Source organism: Clostridium porci, assembly GCF_009696375.1.
Taxonomy (GTDB): domain Bacteria; phylum Bacillota; class Clostridia; order Lachnospirales; family Lachnospiraceae; genus Enterocloster; species Enterocloster porci.
In genome coordinates this window covers 28,125-43,904 of sequence record NZ_VUMD01000022.1, presented here as the reverse complement: position 1 = coordinate 43,904, position 15,780 = coordinate 28,125, and the positions used below count along the sequence as shown (strand labels likewise).

At 43.4% G+C, this 15,780-nt stretch carries 21 protein-coding genes; 20 read left to right on the top strand and 1 reads right to left on the bottom strand.

Annotated features, from left to right (window positions below; genetic code table 11):
* Positions 1–630: 630 nt before the first annotated feature.
* The 19 genes from FYJ39_RS20605 to FYJ39_RS17855 all read left to right on the top strand — a co-directional run bounded on the left by FYJ39_RS20605 (position 631) and on the right by FYJ39_RS17855 (position 12,378).
* Positions 631–807 (top strand): hypothetical protein, encoded by a 177-nt coding sequence (locus FYJ39_RS20605; protein ID WP_195840475.1) that lies wholly within the window; start codon positions 631–633, stop codon positions 805–807.
* On the top strand, positions 777–1,790 hold the full coding sequence (locus tag FYJ39_RS17945) for a hypothetical protein (RefSeq protein WP_154473778.1): 1,014 nt from the start codon (positions 777–779) through the stop codon (positions 1,788–1,790). Before FYJ39_RS20605 ends, FYJ39_RS17945 begins: the two co-directional genes overlap by 31 nt.
* Positions 1,791–1,893: 103 nt before the next feature.
* On the top strand, positions 1,894–2,079 hold the full coding sequence (locus tag FYJ39_RS17940) for a hypothetical protein (RefSeq protein ID WP_154473777.1): 186 nt from the start codon (positions 1,894–1,896) through the stop codon (positions 2,077–2,079).
* A 65-nt stretch (positions 2,080–2,144) separates the two neighbouring features.
* A complete protein-coding gene (locus FYJ39_RS17935) occupies positions 2,145–3,101 on the top strand; it encodes a DNA cytosine methyltransferase (protein WP_154473781.1) in 957 nt (318 codons plus the stop codon).
* A gap of 12 nt (positions 3,102–3,113) precedes the next feature.
* Positions 3,114–3,806, top strand: a complete 693-nt coding sequence (locus FYJ39_RS17930; RefSeq protein ID WP_154473776.1) for a DNA methyltransferase — start codon at positions 3,114–3,116, stop codon at positions 3,804–3,806.
* 296 nt (positions 3,807–4,102) lie between these two features.
* Positions 4,103–4,327 carry a hypothetical protein gene (locus FYJ39_RS17920; RefSeq protein WP_154473774.1) on the top strand — a complete coding sequence of 75 codons (225 nt, stop codon included), beginning with the start codon at positions 4,103–4,105 and terminating at the stop codon, positions 4,325–4,327.
* 37 nt (positions 4,328–4,364) lie between these two features.
* Positions 4,365–4,658 (top strand): hypothetical protein, encoded by a 294-nt coding sequence (locus FYJ39_RS17915; RefSeq protein WP_154473773.1) that lies wholly within the window; start codon positions 4,365–4,367, stop codon positions 4,656–4,658.
* A 20-nt stretch (positions 4,659–4,678) separates the two neighbouring features.
* The gene (locus FYJ39_RS17910; protein ID WP_154473772.1) at positions 4,679–4,825 is read left to right on the top strand and encodes a hypothetical protein; all 147 of its coding nucleotides are present in this window, start codon (positions 4,679–4,681) and stop codon (positions 4,823–4,825) included.
* Between the two features lie 125 nt (positions 4,826–4,950).
* The gene (locus tag FYJ39_RS17905; protein ID WP_154473771.1) at positions 4,951–5,106 is read left to right on the top strand and encodes a hypothetical protein; all 156 of its coding nucleotides are present in this window, start codon (positions 4,951–4,953) and stop codon (positions 5,104–5,106) included.
* Positions 5,107–5,122: 16 nt separating this feature from the next.
* Positions 5,123–5,521 (top strand): hypothetical protein, encoded by a 399-nt coding sequence (locus tag FYJ39_RS17900; RefSeq protein ID WP_154473770.1) that lies wholly within the window; start codon positions 5,123–5,125, stop codon positions 5,519–5,521.
* A 251-nt stretch (positions 5,522–5,772) separates the two neighbouring features.
* Positions 5,773–5,991, top strand: coding sequence for a hypothetical protein (locus FYJ39_RS17895; protein WP_154473769.1), 219 nt, complete (start codon positions 5,773–5,775; stop codon positions 5,989–5,991).
* A gap of 37 nt (positions 5,992–6,028) precedes the next feature.
* Positions 6,029–6,940, top strand: a complete 912-nt coding sequence (locus tag FYJ39_RS17890; protein ID WP_154473768.1) for an ATP-binding protein — start codon at positions 6,029–6,031, stop codon at positions 6,938–6,940.
* Positions 6,941–7,028: 88 nt separating this feature from the next.
* Complete coding sequence (locus tag FYJ39_RS17885; protein WP_154473767.1) at positions 7,029–7,226, top strand: hypothetical protein; 198 nt, start codon at positions 7,029–7,031, stop codon at positions 7,224–7,226.
* A 16-nt stretch (positions 7,227–7,242) separates the two neighbouring features.
* On the top strand, positions 7,243–7,419 hold the full coding sequence (locus FYJ39_RS17880; protein ID WP_154473766.1) for a hypothetical protein: 177 nt from the start codon (positions 7,243–7,245) through the stop codon (positions 7,417–7,419).
* 436 nt (positions 7,420–7,855) lie between these two features.
* The gene (locus FYJ39_RS17875) at positions 7,856–8,830 is read left to right on the top strand and encodes a hypothetical protein (protein ID WP_154473765.1); all 975 of its coding nucleotides are present in this window, start codon (positions 7,856–7,858) and stop codon (positions 8,828–8,830) included.
* 58 nt (positions 8,831–8,888) lie between these two features.
* Positions 8,889–9,752, top strand: a complete 864-nt coding sequence (locus FYJ39_RS17870; protein WP_154473764.1) for a hypothetical protein — start codon at positions 8,889–8,891, stop codon at positions 9,750–9,752.
* Between the two features lie 186 nt (positions 9,753–9,938).
* Positions 9,939–10,577 carry an ankyrin repeat domain-containing protein gene (locus FYJ39_RS17865; RefSeq protein ID WP_154473763.1) on the top strand — a complete coding sequence of 213 codons (639 nt, stop codon included), beginning with the start codon at positions 9,939–9,941 and terminating at the stop codon, positions 10,575–10,577.
* 406 nt (positions 10,578–10,983) lie between these two features.
* The gene (locus FYJ39_RS17860; protein ID WP_154473762.1) at positions 10,984–11,286 is read left to right on the top strand and encodes a hypothetical protein; all 303 of its coding nucleotides are present in this window, start codon (positions 10,984–10,986) and stop codon (positions 11,284–11,286) included.
* A 165-nt stretch (positions 11,287–11,451) separates the two neighbouring features.
* Positions 11,452–12,378, top strand: coding sequence for a Fic family protein (locus FYJ39_RS17855; protein ID WP_328597573.1), 927 nt, complete (start codon positions 11,452–11,454; stop codon positions 12,376–12,378).
* Between the two features lie 67 nt (positions 12,379–12,445).
* Here the strand turns inward: FYJ39_RS17855 and FYJ39_RS17850 are convergent, their stop codons facing one another.
* On the bottom strand, positions 12,446–12,817 hold the full coding sequence (locus tag FYJ39_RS17850; protein ID WP_154473761.1) for a hypothetical protein: 372 nt from the start codon (positions 12,815–12,817) through the stop codon (positions 12,446–12,448).
* Positions 12,818–14,109: 1,292 nt separating this feature from the next.
* On the opposite strand from FYJ39_RS17850, the gene FYJ39_RS17845 reads away from it, so the two are divergent.
* Positions 14,110–15,552, top strand: a complete 1,443-nt coding sequence (locus FYJ39_RS17845) for a hypothetical protein (RefSeq protein WP_154473760.1) — start codon at positions 14,110–14,112, stop codon at positions 15,550–15,552.
* The last annotated feature ends 228 nt before the right edge of the window (positions 15,553–15,780 follow it).

The window sequence follows — 15,780 nt, the reverse complement described above, 5'->3', positions numbered from 1 at the left end:
ATGAAAGAATCTTGGAGTTTTTTAAGATTTTTATTAAAACAGAGGCTATTTACAGAAAAGTGGTGCTGGGGATAACTCCCAGCACCAACTTTGTCTACAGTCTGAAGAGGCAGCCATACGGCCGCCTCTTTTTTTTGTTCGCTAATCCGTATCCATAATTACTCTGAAAAATTAAAGAAATCTGAGTGTTGAAAGGAGAAAGAAAAAAATGGCAAAACTTGTAACAGTTTTTACCGTCAGTCAGTTTGATAATTAACCTCCGCACACTCGTGACTTCAGTCATGAGTTAAGCGGTAACCACTTTTGCAAAAAACACGGTTTTTGTTATCCGCAAGTATCTGTTCTTTGCACGAAACAACAGATTCTGATATCATTGCGGTAACCAAACATCAGGAAGGAGATCCCGATATCAAGTATCCTGCGTTCGACTGGACGTTTTACAAGGAACTATTGTTTTGTCTTAATTTAATTTGGAGGAGAATGAAAACGGAACTGTATAACGACCACTTCCAGAATTACAAGCGTACGGCATTCCGAAAGCGCAGCTGGTGGTAGCTGATATTCCCTATAATTTGGGAGTAAACGCATATGCGTCCAACCCAGAATGGTATATAGGTGGTGACAACAAGAATGGAGAGAGCAAAATTACCGGAGATTGAATACCACAGAACGGCCCTATGGACGAAAAGGAATGAGCAATTGATAGAATCAGGATTTCAAAGTGAAAAGGATGCAGATATTAGGCAAATTGATTATAACAAGAGGAGGAAAAAGACATGTGCAGATTCCGAAGCGGAATTCTATTAAAAGACAGGGTGGTAATCGCCCAGAAGGACAATGACAGCCATCAGGACATGCTGGAGGAGCTTAACATAAGCGATACATACGAAAACGCCGCCAGGGTGTTCGTACGGGCGGAGCTGATACCTGAGAAAAATGAGTGGTGGACAGACCCGTATGGGTGGGAGTTTGTGATTGACCAGGATATTGTGCCGGACTGGTTTGAGGAGGACAGGGAGGGCCACATTTCCAGGTTCCGGGCAGCGGTGAAGGAATGGTGGAGCGGCCATGTGCTGGTTGGAAAAAAGATGGATACGCTGCGTACCGGGTACTATATGCTGAAGGACTGCGAAGTGGAGAAGCTGTGCGGTGATGCTATGGTTCTGTTGAAAAATTCTAAGGTAGGAGAGATGTGGGACAGCTCCCAGGTAGGAAAGATGTATAACAGCTCCCAGGTAGGAGAGATGCGAGGCAGCTCCCAGGTAGGAAAGATGTGGGACGGCTCCCAGGTAGGAGAGATGCGAGGCAGCTCCCAGGTAGGAGAGATGTATGACGGCTCCCAGGTAGGAAGGATGCGAGGCAGCTCCCAGGTAGGAGAGATGTATGACGGCTCCCAGGTAGGAAGGATGCGAGGCAGCTCCCAGGTAGGAAAGATGTGGGACGGCTCCCAGGTAGGAAAGATGTATGACGGCTCCCAGGCAGGAGTGATGTATGACAGCTCCCAGGTAGGAGAGATGTATGACGGCTCCCAGGTAGGAGCGATGTTTGACGGCTCCCAGGTAGGAAAGATGTATGACGGCTCCCAGGTAGGAGAGATGTATGACGGCTCCCAGGTAGGAGCGATGTATGACGGCTCCCAGGTAGGAAAGATGTATGACGGCTCTACCGCAAGGGATTTTAAAAGCTACCCCCTAATCAAGCTGCTTGTGCCGGATGGAGGAAACTGCCGGTTTGAATTAACCGCCCATAAAAATGAACAGACAGGGGTCGCGGGAGAATGTAAAAATTGATTTGACAATCGATATACGTGACTGAAACAGCATGTAACATAGATTAAGACAGAAAGGAGCCAGCCTCCTGCAGGGGTAAGGGTATACCGGGCTTCTTAGAGGAGTGGAGTATTTAGAGTTTTTAAAAAGCAAAATAGAGATTGCAAAGGACAGCGGATTTCAGATAAGCCGGAGCGAGCTGAACCCGGATTATTTCCGTGATGGGGTAGGATACCTTCAGGCAGCGGAGGAAGAAATCGAAGCCCCGACCCTGTTTGACTTTATGCCGGAGCTTCTGGGGGAGACATAAGGCTGGTCTTGGGAGGAAAAGCGATGGGATCTGAGGGAATTGACCGTAACGGATGTGAGGGTAAGATGGAGATAGAAAACATTGTTCCTGTACGGAAACTAACCCACTTGTCCTTATTTAGCGGAATAGGTGGCCTGGATTTGGCTGCTGAGTGGGCCGGATTTAAGACGGTGGGGCAGTGTGAGTTTGCGGACTACCCTGCCAGGGTATTGGAAAAGCATTGGCCGGATGTGCCACGCTGGAGGGATATACGAACACTAACGGGAGGAAGTTTTTGTGAGCGGACAGGATTACATACAGTTGACGTTATTTCAGGAGGATTCCCCTGCCAGCCATTCTCTGTTGCCGGGAAGCAGCGAGGCGAGGAAGATGACCATTATCTCTGGCCAGAAATGGTTAGGGTTATCGCGGAACTCAGGCCGGCTTGGGTTGTTGGAGAAAATGTTGCTGGAATCATCAATATGGCACTCGACAAGGTGCTATCTGACCTGGAGAGCCAAGGATACGCCACACGGACATTTCTTATACCAGCTGCAGGTGTCAATGCCCCGCACCAGCGATACAGGACAGCGATTGTGGCCTGCTCCAAAGGCTGCTATTCGGGGGGACTGCCCGTCAGAAAGGAAACGAAGAAGTCCGGATTTGTCAGCGGCAGTGAAGATGTATCCGACTCCTACGGCACAGGATGCAAGGAACTCTACTTTCCCGGAATCACAGATAAAGAGAGATTCACTGGTGGGGGAACTGATGAGGGAGTGGTATGCAACACCGCAGGCCAGGGACTATCGAACAGGCCAAGCGAAAAGGTGGAAGAGCTCAGAGAGGAGCAGGAACCTGAACGACCAAATTTCCGCAGGGGAGAACCAGATGGAAGCCGGCAATGGGCAGTTGAACCCAATGTGGGTAGAGTGGCTCATGGGATTCCCAACCGGGTGGACAGAATTAAGTGCCTCGGAAACGCAGTAGTGCCGCAGCAGTTTTACCCGGTGTTTAAGGCGGTTGCGGAGATTGAACGGGGATAAGGAGGATTAAGGATGGATTTCGGATATTACAACATGGATTGTATGGACGGGATGAAGCAGTTTCCGGATAAGTATTTTGACCTTGCGATTGTTGACCCGCCCTACTTCTCTGGCCCAGAACGCAGGAGATATTACGGAAGGAAAGTAAGCCCCATAGGCGTGCAGCGTTTTTATGAGACTTCAGAAAACTGGGATGTACCCGGAGATGAATATTTCACGGAATTGGAACGGGTATCTAAGCATCAGATTGTATGGGGCTGTAATTATTTTAACTGGCATTTTCTGCCTGGCAGAATCATATGGGACAAATGCAATGGGAAAAGTAGTTTCTCAGATTGCGAGATTGCCTCCTGTACTTTACATGATTCAGTGCGCTTGTTCCGGTATATGTGGAATGGAATGATGCAGGGGAAATCCATAGAGGAAGGATGGATACAGCAAGGCAATAAGAAACTCAATGAGAAGCGGATCCACCCAACGCAGAAACCGATTAACCTCTACCGCTGGTTGATTCAGAAGTATGTACAGCCTGGGTGGAAGGTAATAGACACGCACGTAGGAAGTGCAAGCAGCCTGATAGCATTTGAGGAGTCCAACCTACCGTATGTGGGATTTGAGATTGATCCTAATCGGTATAAGTTGTCGAAACAGAGGCTTGAAGTGCATAGGGCGCAGTTAACGTTGAATTATTTTGGGATATATTAAGCTTTAAGGAAGAAGGTAATGCATGGATTTTTATAACTGTCCTTATGTTGTAGTTATCCCATTTCGTAATGGGAACGAGTATGACGAGGATTATGGATGTGAGGCAACAGGTAAGAGTTGCCAATGTTGTCAGTGCAAATTAACACCAGTAGAATGCGAACAGTTAATTCAGAAACAGGAAATTAGCATTTCCGGGAGAACCGGAGGAAAGGGAAACTAATCTGATATTTTCAGGCAACTACAGGCTGGATGATGATATTAAACAGTATTAACATTTGATGAAGGAGGTATATGTTGTGTATAGCTCAACAATTGACCGCTGCAAAATTGCTACTGAAGCAGCGACTCAATTTAGTGTCCGAGACAAAAGCACGGGGATGGTTTACAAGTATGGAGACAATGCTTTTATGGATATGTGTATCGCTAATTGTGTGTACGTGGACCGTAATTCGGATATCGTTGAGGATCCGGATGATTATTTCGGTTTTAACAGAAGTAACTGGGAATTGATTATTAGCTAAATTAAAATTTCCGGGAGAACCGGAGGAAGGAATAGAGATGGAAAGATTAACAAAAATGTACGAGGATAGTACACACGCTGCGGCAGATGATTTGCCGTGTGGAGAAAACAGTTGGGAGTATAAAAGACTCCTGATTGAAAAGTTGGGGGCTTATGAGGATACTGGGCTGGAGCTGGAGCAAATTAAGGAATTAAAAGCACGGGGCGAAGTGCAGAAGATGTACAAGCCTAATCCAAATATCTATTGTTGCCCGGAGTGCGGAGAAAAGATTGTGCCGATGTGGGATTATTGTCCATGGTGTGGACAGCACGTAACTGATAATCAAAATTAGCATTTAGGAGGATATGTAAAATGGATAATCTTGCTACTATAGTAGCCAATGACAGTAATAGTAAAGATATTAAAATCAAAGCAACAAGTGCCGAGATAGTTGTTCACGGAACTGTTGATAAACCTTATTATGAAATTAAATACCGTGAAATCCTGCGAAAATCATAGCTCTCCGCAGGATTGACCCGGAAATTAAGATTTGTGGCATTGGTGAAAACAGTAGCAATATAGGCTATATGCAAGTAGTCATGTAAGTCCACAATACTAAGATTTAAAAGAGGGAAGGAGCAAAAATGAAAGAACCAGGTATAGGTGATTTTGCAAAGTGTATAGATGGTCATTCGGGAATTGTCACTGCGGTTAAGGATAGTCCGTATGGGCGCATGATATTTGTGATTGAGGCAGATGGGAGGGTGTACCATTTCCCTCTCTATATGCTGGACAATTAAGCTTTAAAGGAGAGCCATGGAAAAATTGCCAGACAAAATAAAACGCATTGATGTAATGCGGATCGAATATGGGAAAAGAAAATTGTGCGAATGTCGGAATCCTCATTATGAAATTGACTATAGAAATAGGCTTGTAACATGTGAGGACTGCGGAGCGGTAATTGAGCCATTTGAAGCCTTATACGAAATCGCAAAACACTATAAGCGATTGGAAGATCAAGTGCAATCTTTACTGGAACAACGGAAAGAGATTGCAAATTATAAGCCTCACTTGGTTGTCATCAAGAACCTTGAAAAAATGTACCGTGATAATAATTATAGCATGGTTCCAGTTTGCCCCAAATGTGGGGAGGCATTTGACTTAAAAGAATTGGTTTCATGGAGAAATCGAAAGTTTCTTAAACCAGAAAATTAAGATTTGAGGTGACAACATGAAGAATAAGCGATATGAGATAAATTGTCCGTATTGTGGCAAGGTACAGTATGCATGTTTATCAATCTTACATACATGGGGTATTGCTGACGGTGGGCGGGGAAAATGCCTGGGATGTAAAAAGATAATGACATTGGTGTTTGATTATGAGGCTGGGACAATGATAGCCAAAATGGCGGAAAACAAGAATGGGCAGACTATTTAATTAAACTGATATTTAACGGAGGTATCCTATGTTATGTAAAAAGACGGAGCGACAACTTGAAGAAGTATATCAAAGTAGAAAACCATACTTAAACCAAAAAGATTGTTGCGAAGAATTACACGCCATGTGCGTGAATTGCGAAAAGTTCTGCGGAGTTAAAGAGCATGATTATTCCGAATGTAGAGATTTGCCGTGTTTAAAAAATTGGTTAGGTCTTGAATATTTGGACTGGGTAAATGGATATTGATACACAACGAAATTAAAACTTTAACGGAGGTACAAGAATGGGAATGACATTTAACCAGCTTGCGCTTGTTAGGGCGGTTTCAGAAAATAACCTGAGCAAAGCAAAGGCAGCAGCACTTGCATGTTGTGCAGAGGATACCACACAAAAGAATAAGGAGATGGTTTCCAGATATGCACATATCTTAAAATCTGGAAGTATGAATATGATAGAACTTCCGACAAACATCAAGAATTTCTCAACCATGGAAGAACTGTCGCTTACATACAATGAAAATCGGTATTATCTGGCGGAAGATGAAAAGAAGCTATTTGAACTGATCCGGGATATGCATTCTGTTTCATTACAACTGATGGAAAAGCAGATACCATATCTGAATGCAACGCTGTTATATGGCGAGAGCGGAGTTGGAAAGACAACCTTTTCCAAATACATTGCCTATAAACTGGACTTGCCCTATCTGTATGTGAACCTGTCCCAAATGCTGGACAGTTATCTGGGAGGAACAGCCAAAAACTTAACCAATCTGTTCCGGTACATCAATCAGCAACAATGTGTTGTAATGCTGGATGAGATTGATTCTCTGGCGGTAGGACGAAAGTACTCAGAAGGAAGTGCGGGTGCGGAGGTCTCAAGAAGTACGACTTGTTTGCTACAACTCCTTGATGCAGTTACGAATGACCATATTATTATAGCTGCAACCAATCTCCTTGACAGTATTGATTCAGCAGTAAAAAGGAGATTTACACAAACCCATGAGATAAAAAGACTGTCCTGCGAAGATAACTATAATTTCATAAAACAGTATTTGGACGATACGGGATTTGCCTTTGATAAGGAGTCAGCCAGAAAATATGCAAGCCGGGATTTGTCTCAGGCACAGATTATGACGCATATGACCAGGCAGATTGCATACATGCTGATAAACAAAAATGATAAGGTTGTTTTATAAACCGGTTAAACTCGTAAGCTACTTTTTGGCAATCGCTGCATTAATGCAGTAATTTAACATTTCCGGTAGAACCGGAGGAAGGATGAATATGAGTAAGCATATGGAAGTCATAGAGAGCCATGAATGCGATGTACTGGATAAGTATAATAATGGTTTGAAAAAGCAGCAAATTGCTGTCCAGCGGCTCAGCGATTTACACTGGTACTGGGTAAGGTGGAGCAATAAACAGGGAAATACGGCAGATGGGATCGTCTATTGTCCATACTGTGGTGCTAAGTTAGGTTAAGATTTAGGAGGATAAGATGAAAAATATAGAACGCATACGAAATATGGACACAAATGAATTGGTTGAATTTCTTCACGAAGCGTCATTTGATTGCGCAGAAAGGTGCCCGGATTTTGCTTCTGGATGTCTCAGAACATGTACACATGATGCAGGGAGGGATATTATCCGGGAGTGGCTCGAAACAGAAAATTAGAATTTAGGAGAAATGGGCAATGGTAAAAATCCAAACATGTAAAAGACATGGAGTCTGTAATGATTGCGGTAAACAGCAGTCAAATGATACGGAAATCTGGGAAATCAAAGCATCGACAACTGGGCATGGGTGGACAACAATAATGCTTTGCAGAGACTGTATGTTGTCATTACATACGGCAATAGCGGCCGCTCAGATAAACTGATATTTTGAGGAGGTATGGAAATGGAGAAATTCAAGGATGGGGATATTGTTAGATGGTATTTGAATCCGAGCGAGTATATCACAGGCTTAGTAGTTGAGGTATGTGGAGACGGGACATATTGGGGTGGAGCATAGCAATGGTCAGCAGAGACATTACAAGGATACAGAACTGGTGCTACATAATCCACAAAACTGAACTATTGGAAAGGAAGATGTCTTATGAAACGGATTGATGCGGACGCTTTTAGCCAGCAGAGGAGGCCGCCGAGGCACGAAGAAAGGGCGAAGTAAAATCCTGACGCTTTTACGGATCACAAGAGATGATACCTATGATCGCACTTACACCGGCTCCTCAACCGAATGGGCCAAATGGACAAATGACCGCGGCATCGGAGAAAGAAATCGTACCAAAGGTATCCGCATACCAGACAGGGCGGTATTGGAGGTCAATCGAGTCTTACGAAACTTCCGATTTGATATTTCGTATAAACAGGAGTATTACAAATGCATCAAATCCATCAAGCACCCAATTGACCATATAGGTGCCGGTGAATGGTACACGGAAGAGCACGTGCATGAAACCACACCGTATAAAGTAACGGAAGAACATGAAACAGAGTGGTATACAGATTTGGACGGAATACCAGACCTGGAGAGAAAACGCAACAGATATAAAACAGCAAGAGAATGCGTATTGGCAGGATCAAACGACAAGAGAAAAGACGTCTATGATCCTGAAAGTGCTTCACTGACTGAGGTATCCTCTGACATTTATGTGTCAAGAGCGATGAGTCAGTGGGATTACGCAAAACAAACCGCTTATGTAAACTTTCTGATTGAACCAGAAGAATACATTCCTCTGACATTCCTCTGTTCCGAATGGATTGATTACGTCATCTCAACCGGTCAGGTATCCGGCTTTAGGCTGCCGGGTGTCGGTACCGCAGATTACGCAGTGGCCTTAGAGTATTTAAACGTCATCAAATCCTATCTGACAAAGCGGGAAAAAGAGGAGAAAGAACTCATTACACAGGTACTGGAAAGACGCCACGTGACTGACGTAACCGCACTGGATCCGGTACTTTCCGGTACCGAATGGACCAGACATCTTTCCGAATGGAAGATCGAAAACGACATTCATAAGCTGCATAAGAAAAATGTAGGAAAGTTTGTCAATTATCTGTTGGCAGCTGCTGGTGTGAAATAAAGCACCAGCGGCTTTGCCGTAAATCACTATGAACATCGCAACACAAAAGGAGAACCTAATGTTTTTGTTTGGAAGAAAACGACAGTTTAAAAAAGCAATGAAAGAAACGAACTTTACTGTAACACTGCAATGGATGTCCTGGCCTGTGTTTCGGAAGACCGTACCGAATGCCAACTACGATTTATGGGCACAGCTCATGCACCCGGACAATATTTATGATTTTTTGGATCAGGGCATGTCTCATCTGGTAAACACATACCGATTAAAAGCAGAAGAGATGGAAAATCTCAATCTGCAGATTTGTGGGCTGGGAGAGGAATACCTGACATTCTTAAAGGAGCATGAACTGGAACAGACTGTGGAGTCGCAGCTCATGTTTTCAAAGGAATGTCCGCAGCCGGCGCATACCCTTACGGCACTGGCTGAAGGAGATGCGAAAACACCGTGTTATCTGTATGTGATCCCGACTGTAGTGACCAGGCTGTTTCCGGAAAAAATCACGGATTATAAAATCGACTCTCCGACCAGACAGAAGATCAGAGAAAGCCTGGAGGAATATTACGGAAAAGGAAATGTGTACGTGCCGATGTATGTTCTGGACAGCGATAAGATCGAAACGGACGCCGCCAGATTAAAAGGAATCGGTCAGTCATATTTCGAGACCAACACCGATACCTTCCTCATGAAGTTTAACACCCAAGAAGGATTAGGGCTGAGAGAAGAAGTCTTTCTGATTCCCTATATCGTACATAGACCGTTGACGAAAACCACCCTTTCGGTAAAAGAGCTTTGTGAGACTGGTGTCAATCTCTGGTCCAAAGGACTCATCGGTAGATGTCCGGAAATCGGAGAAGCCATAAAAAAGGTGTTCTACGATGCCAAACGAGTCGTGCTCGCGGAAAGTCCGACAATGGTTCGTTAAACTTCCCAAAAGAGTTGTGGTAGATGCCACAGCTCTTTTTTTGACATGAATCCCTCATGGTTGGAGGAACGAGTTTTCAAGGTCTCATATTGCCTTTGGTTTTGAAGAGGGCTTGTTGTGCCAACATCTGACACCATAATTGTATCGAAAGCAAAATCAGGTATATGAGTCAAAGGAGGAATTTGATTGTATTTTATAATTTTAAACGATGATTTGACCCACGACGGCTACACCTACCATGAAGGGCTCAATGAAAATCTTGAACCATTAAATGAAAAACCAGACTTTGAAGAGTTAGACTTTGATCCAGAGCCCGACTTTGCTCCAGAACTATTTTTCTCGGATGAAGAAAACATTCTGAAATACTGCAACAGCGGTAATAAAATCGCAACAGTGACTGTACCAAAGGGAGAAGATATTGTGACAATGACAAATAAGTACAAAGCCCATCGGATCATTCTTGGTGAAATCCGAGATCTGTGGACTGTGGAAACCTTCCAGTGGCTTAAACAGTGCGGCGTCAACCTTCATGTACGGAAGGATTCTCCGCTCCTCTTTGCAGCAGCCAAAGGTCATCTGGAAATCGTCAAATATTTAATCAAGCATGGTGTGAATGGTCATCAGGAGTATGATACGGCACTCCGTTTGGCGGTAACAAACGGTCATCTGAATGTAATAAAATACTTGGCAAAGAAAGGCGCCAATCTTCATTCTCACAATGATGAAGTATTTGGTTTCGCTGTCAAACAGCACCCGCGGGGTGATTCTGAAGGGCATGTATGTGTATTGGACGGCTCCGGGTGTTCCCCGCATAAGCGGGGGTGATTCTATGTCGTGACACTGGACGAACTGGCGGCTGGTAGTTTTCCCCGCATGAGCGGGGTGTTCCCTCGTCGAGGTCAAGCAGAACTTTTCTACTGCGGGTTTTCCCCGCGTGAGCGGGGTGTTTCACGTATTTACTGCCGGAGTAATGGCCGTGTCCAGTTTTCCCCGCACCAGCGGGGGTGTTCCTGCTTCGTCAGAGAGTGACAAGTCTGTATAGTATGTATTCCTCGCGTAAGCGGGGGTGATTCTGTAAAGTTTATGAAGACAGACGAACCAAAAAGGGGTTCCCCGCGCCCGCAGGGGTAAAAACAACATTTTTTCATATCCGCAACTTCTCGTACTTGCTCAGAGCACGCCACCATACTATAATGATGTCATCAAATCAAGAAAGGAAATTGATATAGATATGACAAAGATCATCAATATAAATGAAGCTGCCAAAAAAAGATATGAGGAAATTAACACCAGGCTTACAGAACTGAATACCATCCTTGGATATCAGCGTGATGAAAGAGGCGACTCTCTTTCTAAAAGAGCCCGCAAAGAGGGTGGACTGACAGAAGCACTTTACAGAAAAATCCAGGAAAAACATGCGGCAGAGTACGAAGAGATGGTACGTCTGGAGGCAGAGAAAGTGCAGCTGGAAGATGAGTTGGGGATTACCAACGATATCGAACAGATGTTGGCTGAGATGGATGGTAACGATTAAATGTGCGTGTGGAATGCCCAAAAAAGCTAGAACAATGAACCTTCATCACCCGATGGAGGTTTTTACAATCGGTATCAGTAAAAGCACATTCAGCTATAAAACACTTGCAAATAGCAAGGTGCTCCAGTAAAATATCAATAAAAGTAGTCAAGGGAGGTATTGAAAGTGAATAATAAAATCATCAAGAAGGAGTTACCAGAATTAACTGTGGAAGAATCTGCCCATATAGTCACAAGCCTCATTGACAGGATGATGATTGAATTTAAAAAATCAGACCGCAGCGGTATCTATGCAAAAACCCAGACGGAAATGGCATATAATTCAAATAAAATCGAAGGCAGTACATTGACGCCAGACCAAACTGCATCTTTATTTCATACGGGAACATTGCGGTCCTCTGGAGAAATTGTCTACCGCGCAAAGGATATCGAAGAAATGACGGGGCACTTTTCTATGTTTAACGAAATGTTAAAAACATGGAATGCACCTCTGACAGAAGATTTGATTAAATCCTATCACTACCGGTTAAAAGCAGGTGTTTTCGAAGATATGGCCAACGGATATCCAGTTGGCGAATATAAAAATCGGATCAACATGGTCTCCAATATCGAAACAGCAAGACCTGACCAAGTATCTGGATATATGCAGCAATTCTTAAAAAAATATGCAGAAAGAAGCGAGACCACGATTCAGGTGATGGCGTGGTTTCATGCCGCTTTCGAAAAGATTCATCCATTCCAGGACGGAAATGGCCGTGTAGGACGTATGTTGTTGTTCAAAGAGTGTTTAAACAATGGGATCATTCCAATCATTATACGAGATGAGGATAAAGAACAATATTACCATGCTCTAAATCAAGCACAAACATGCGGAAAATACGAGCCATTGGTGACTTATTTTCAGCAAGAACAAGAGCGGTACTATAATATAGCCCAAACATTTCTTCTGGATTACAGTCAAGAACATCAAACGCAAATCTCACCTATGCAGGATCTGGAACGCTTTTTGGCATCAGGCAGCCGAAACACGGCACTAACTGAAATCAACGAGCCAATGCATGTCAGTCTGGAAGATGAATTTGAGGAGCGATAACAAAATCAAAAAATACCACAAAAAAAATCCCCTTAGCTTTCGCTTTGGGGATTTCTTCTGTTCCGACTTATGCAAGTCTCTGCTGACGATTCTGTTGATGTGCCTCAAACATAATGGCATCCCAAACAGTGATAATTTCCTTCGTCAGAGCGTATTTTCCGCCCTTCTTCCGAAGTTCATCATCGTATCTGGTCAAATGCATATTGTAGTTTGTGGACAAAAAGATATTCGCCTGCTTGATCAGCTTCATAAACTCCGCCAAATCATCATCGAAGCATGCTGTCGCCACGTAACGATCTTCCGGATTGGTACTATAGTGCATCTGGTACAGATCCTGACGGACTTCTTTCGCCGCATCATAAACCTGGAGATACAATCCATAGTTTTCTGCCTTCAGCATTTCTGCTGATGTCTTTTTGACAACACTTGTAATCATCATTTCTTTTTCCTCCTATTGGCCCTATTGTGGGTGTATTGAAAAAGAAAGGTCGGAACTAAAAATCTCCGATACCTATACCTTTCATGACAATTATGGAAAAGGATGAAGAGTATGAATAATGGAATTAAAATGTTGCGGATAAGAAAAATATAAATCGTATTATCAAGTAACGCCGTAAAACCCCTTTCCTTACAAAAAAAGTAAGATTTTTCATATCCGCACAATCTCGGATTTTGAAAATCGCTGTTTGGTGCTGTACACTGGACATACATCAATGAAAGGAGACAGCCGAGGTGCTGGTACACAAAGCGTACAAAAAGGGCCGGACAGGCCCTTCGTGGACGGGACGTAAGACGTGGATAACCATGCAGACCCGAATGAAACGAGAATCCCATGTTTTAACTGTGGGGAGTGTCAAATCAATATAAAAATGGCTCACAAAAAGTAAGGAGGGAGAGTATGCTACACTCATATATTGAAACGCTTTACCAGTTAGTCGAAAAATTAACGTCACAGAACATAAATTCTCTCGATGATATTCTGGTGGCTTGGAACCTTACAATTCAGATTATATTTGCTGTATTAGGACCTATTGGTTTATTATCTGTATTCTTAGTGATTCACGTATTAGGATACAGAACAATGATTAGATGGACCTACGTCAAGTGTGACGGATTTACTGATTGTCAGCTTTGTGGGCTAACGATTGGATATGCAGTATTTACATTATTATTTATTGTACCTTTTGTTGCCCCGGTAATCCTGTACTTCATTTAGTAGGAGGTTCTTATGTTTATACTTTTTGTATTTCTTTTCACAATAATTGATATCCTTGTTTTATTGGCATTTGGTTCTTTAATTACAACCGAATGTTTCATTATGAATGAGTATAGGAAGTGTCTGAATACTGTTCGCAATGGGGTAGAGGAATCCACCAAAGGATTTATAATCGGTCATAACGAACTGGTACATAAACGTCTTCGAAAACTCGGAGCAACAGAAGAGGAGATTACCGAAATAATCCGCAAGTATAATTAAACAATATGGAATCTATGTGAATGCACTCCCAAACATCATAAATTCTGCGACAGTTAAATGGAAATAGGCCTTTTCTAAATTAGAAATGGCTTACAATACGGCTTTTCTAAGTGTATTCCCCGCACCCGGGGTGTTCCCCCTAAGGCTACTTCCATGTAGACCCAGGGCTAGTTTTCCCCGCGTAAGCGGGGGTGTCCCTTTCCATAATTGTCCTGAAACGTATTAAGGAATTACAGTACGCAGAAAGGAAAGTTATGTTTAATCTCAACAATGTATTTAGCCACACGAAGCTCAAAGCGTTGGCCGAAAAAGATAAGATTGCAAAAGTTTTGCAAACCACTCCGGAAGCTCTGGAGGCTTTTGAGAGAGCATATCAGGACAATGCACTCATGGACACTCAATCGGACAATTTCTTTGAGCAGTGTGCCAAACAAGCGATTGCCAAAAACCATCCGGAAGGAAGCGAAAGTATCCCCATAGACATGGTAGAACGTATCGTGGACGAACTTTTGCAGCAAACGGTCGCATATGTATACAATGGAAAAGCTGATTCGAAGCGTTTGTATCAGCATAACGCCCTTGGTCCTGCAGTAAGCAACGAAGAAATCCAGACGCTGCCGTACAGTCTGCGTCCACAGCTTACGGGCACACTGATGAAACGCGACATCCGTGAACCGGCGTACACCATGATTGTACAGATGTATGCCGATTACCGAGCTACCAAAAACATGCAGTATTATCATCTGTTCCGCCAGGGCTTGGATATTCAGGACCTTGATAGCATTATGTATCAGATGATCGGCACGAACCCAAATTCCATGGGTCACTGGCTGTCGGCACTGGTGGAAGCGGTAAAAGACAGTGCATTTTTTAAGATCCCAGCAACAACGATCATTAAAGTACCGCTGACACTGTTGCAACTGACAAGATGCGAATACTCTGCATTAACCGCCACGACCTTAAAAATCGTAGATCGATTCTGCGAAAAAGCATTTGGCCTGGACAGAAAGAAAGAGTATTTCATTAAAACGGGAACATATTCGTCCAAATTTGATTTTCGAAACGCCCATGTGCATGGAGAAAAGGAAGTGGCGGAGTTAGGAGAATATCTCCTCTATATCCAGCATCAGGCTGTAATGATGGCAGGGCCGCTAACCAGCCCCTGTATTTACGGCGTCTCCACCACCAACGAATGGGTGGTCCGCGAGTTTATTCCGGATAAGGAAAATAACCCGTGCATCTACAAGGGACTGCCGTTACATACGGAATACCGCGTATTTGTGGATTGTGACACCAATACAGTCCTCGGTATCAGCCCGTACTGGGGACCAAACACCATGGAAAAACGCTTTGGTCACAAAGAGGATGCAAACAGTCCGCACCAGATCCACGACTACATCATCTATAAATCACACAAAGAAACACTGATGAGACGGTACGAGGAAAATAAGGACAGAGTAAGAATGGAAATTGAGACACTGCTGCCAAGGCTTCATTTATCCGGCCAGTGGAGTATCGACGTGATGCAAAACGGTGATGACTTCTGGCTGATCGACATGGCCCTGGCACAAAACTCGGCTCTGATTGAGTGCGTACCTGAGAATTTGCGAAAAGTAACGGAAGAAAACTGGATTCCAAAACTGGCTTTGACATCGGAGAAAAAAAATAATGAGGAAGTATTGCCAAAAATCCAGTAAATCTCCCTGATTGCTCTATGGGGATATAAGGCAGGTATAACAGTTAAATGAAAATGCGCTTTCTCCAAAATGGACATGGCTTAAAATAAGGCTTTTCTAAGTGTTTTCCCCGCACACGCGGGGGTGATTCTAAAAATGCATTTTTTCTTATCCGCAAACTTCATTTTTGGCAAAAGTTCCATGAAGCTGATATGATAACAAAAAATACAATACTTAAAGGAGAATAAC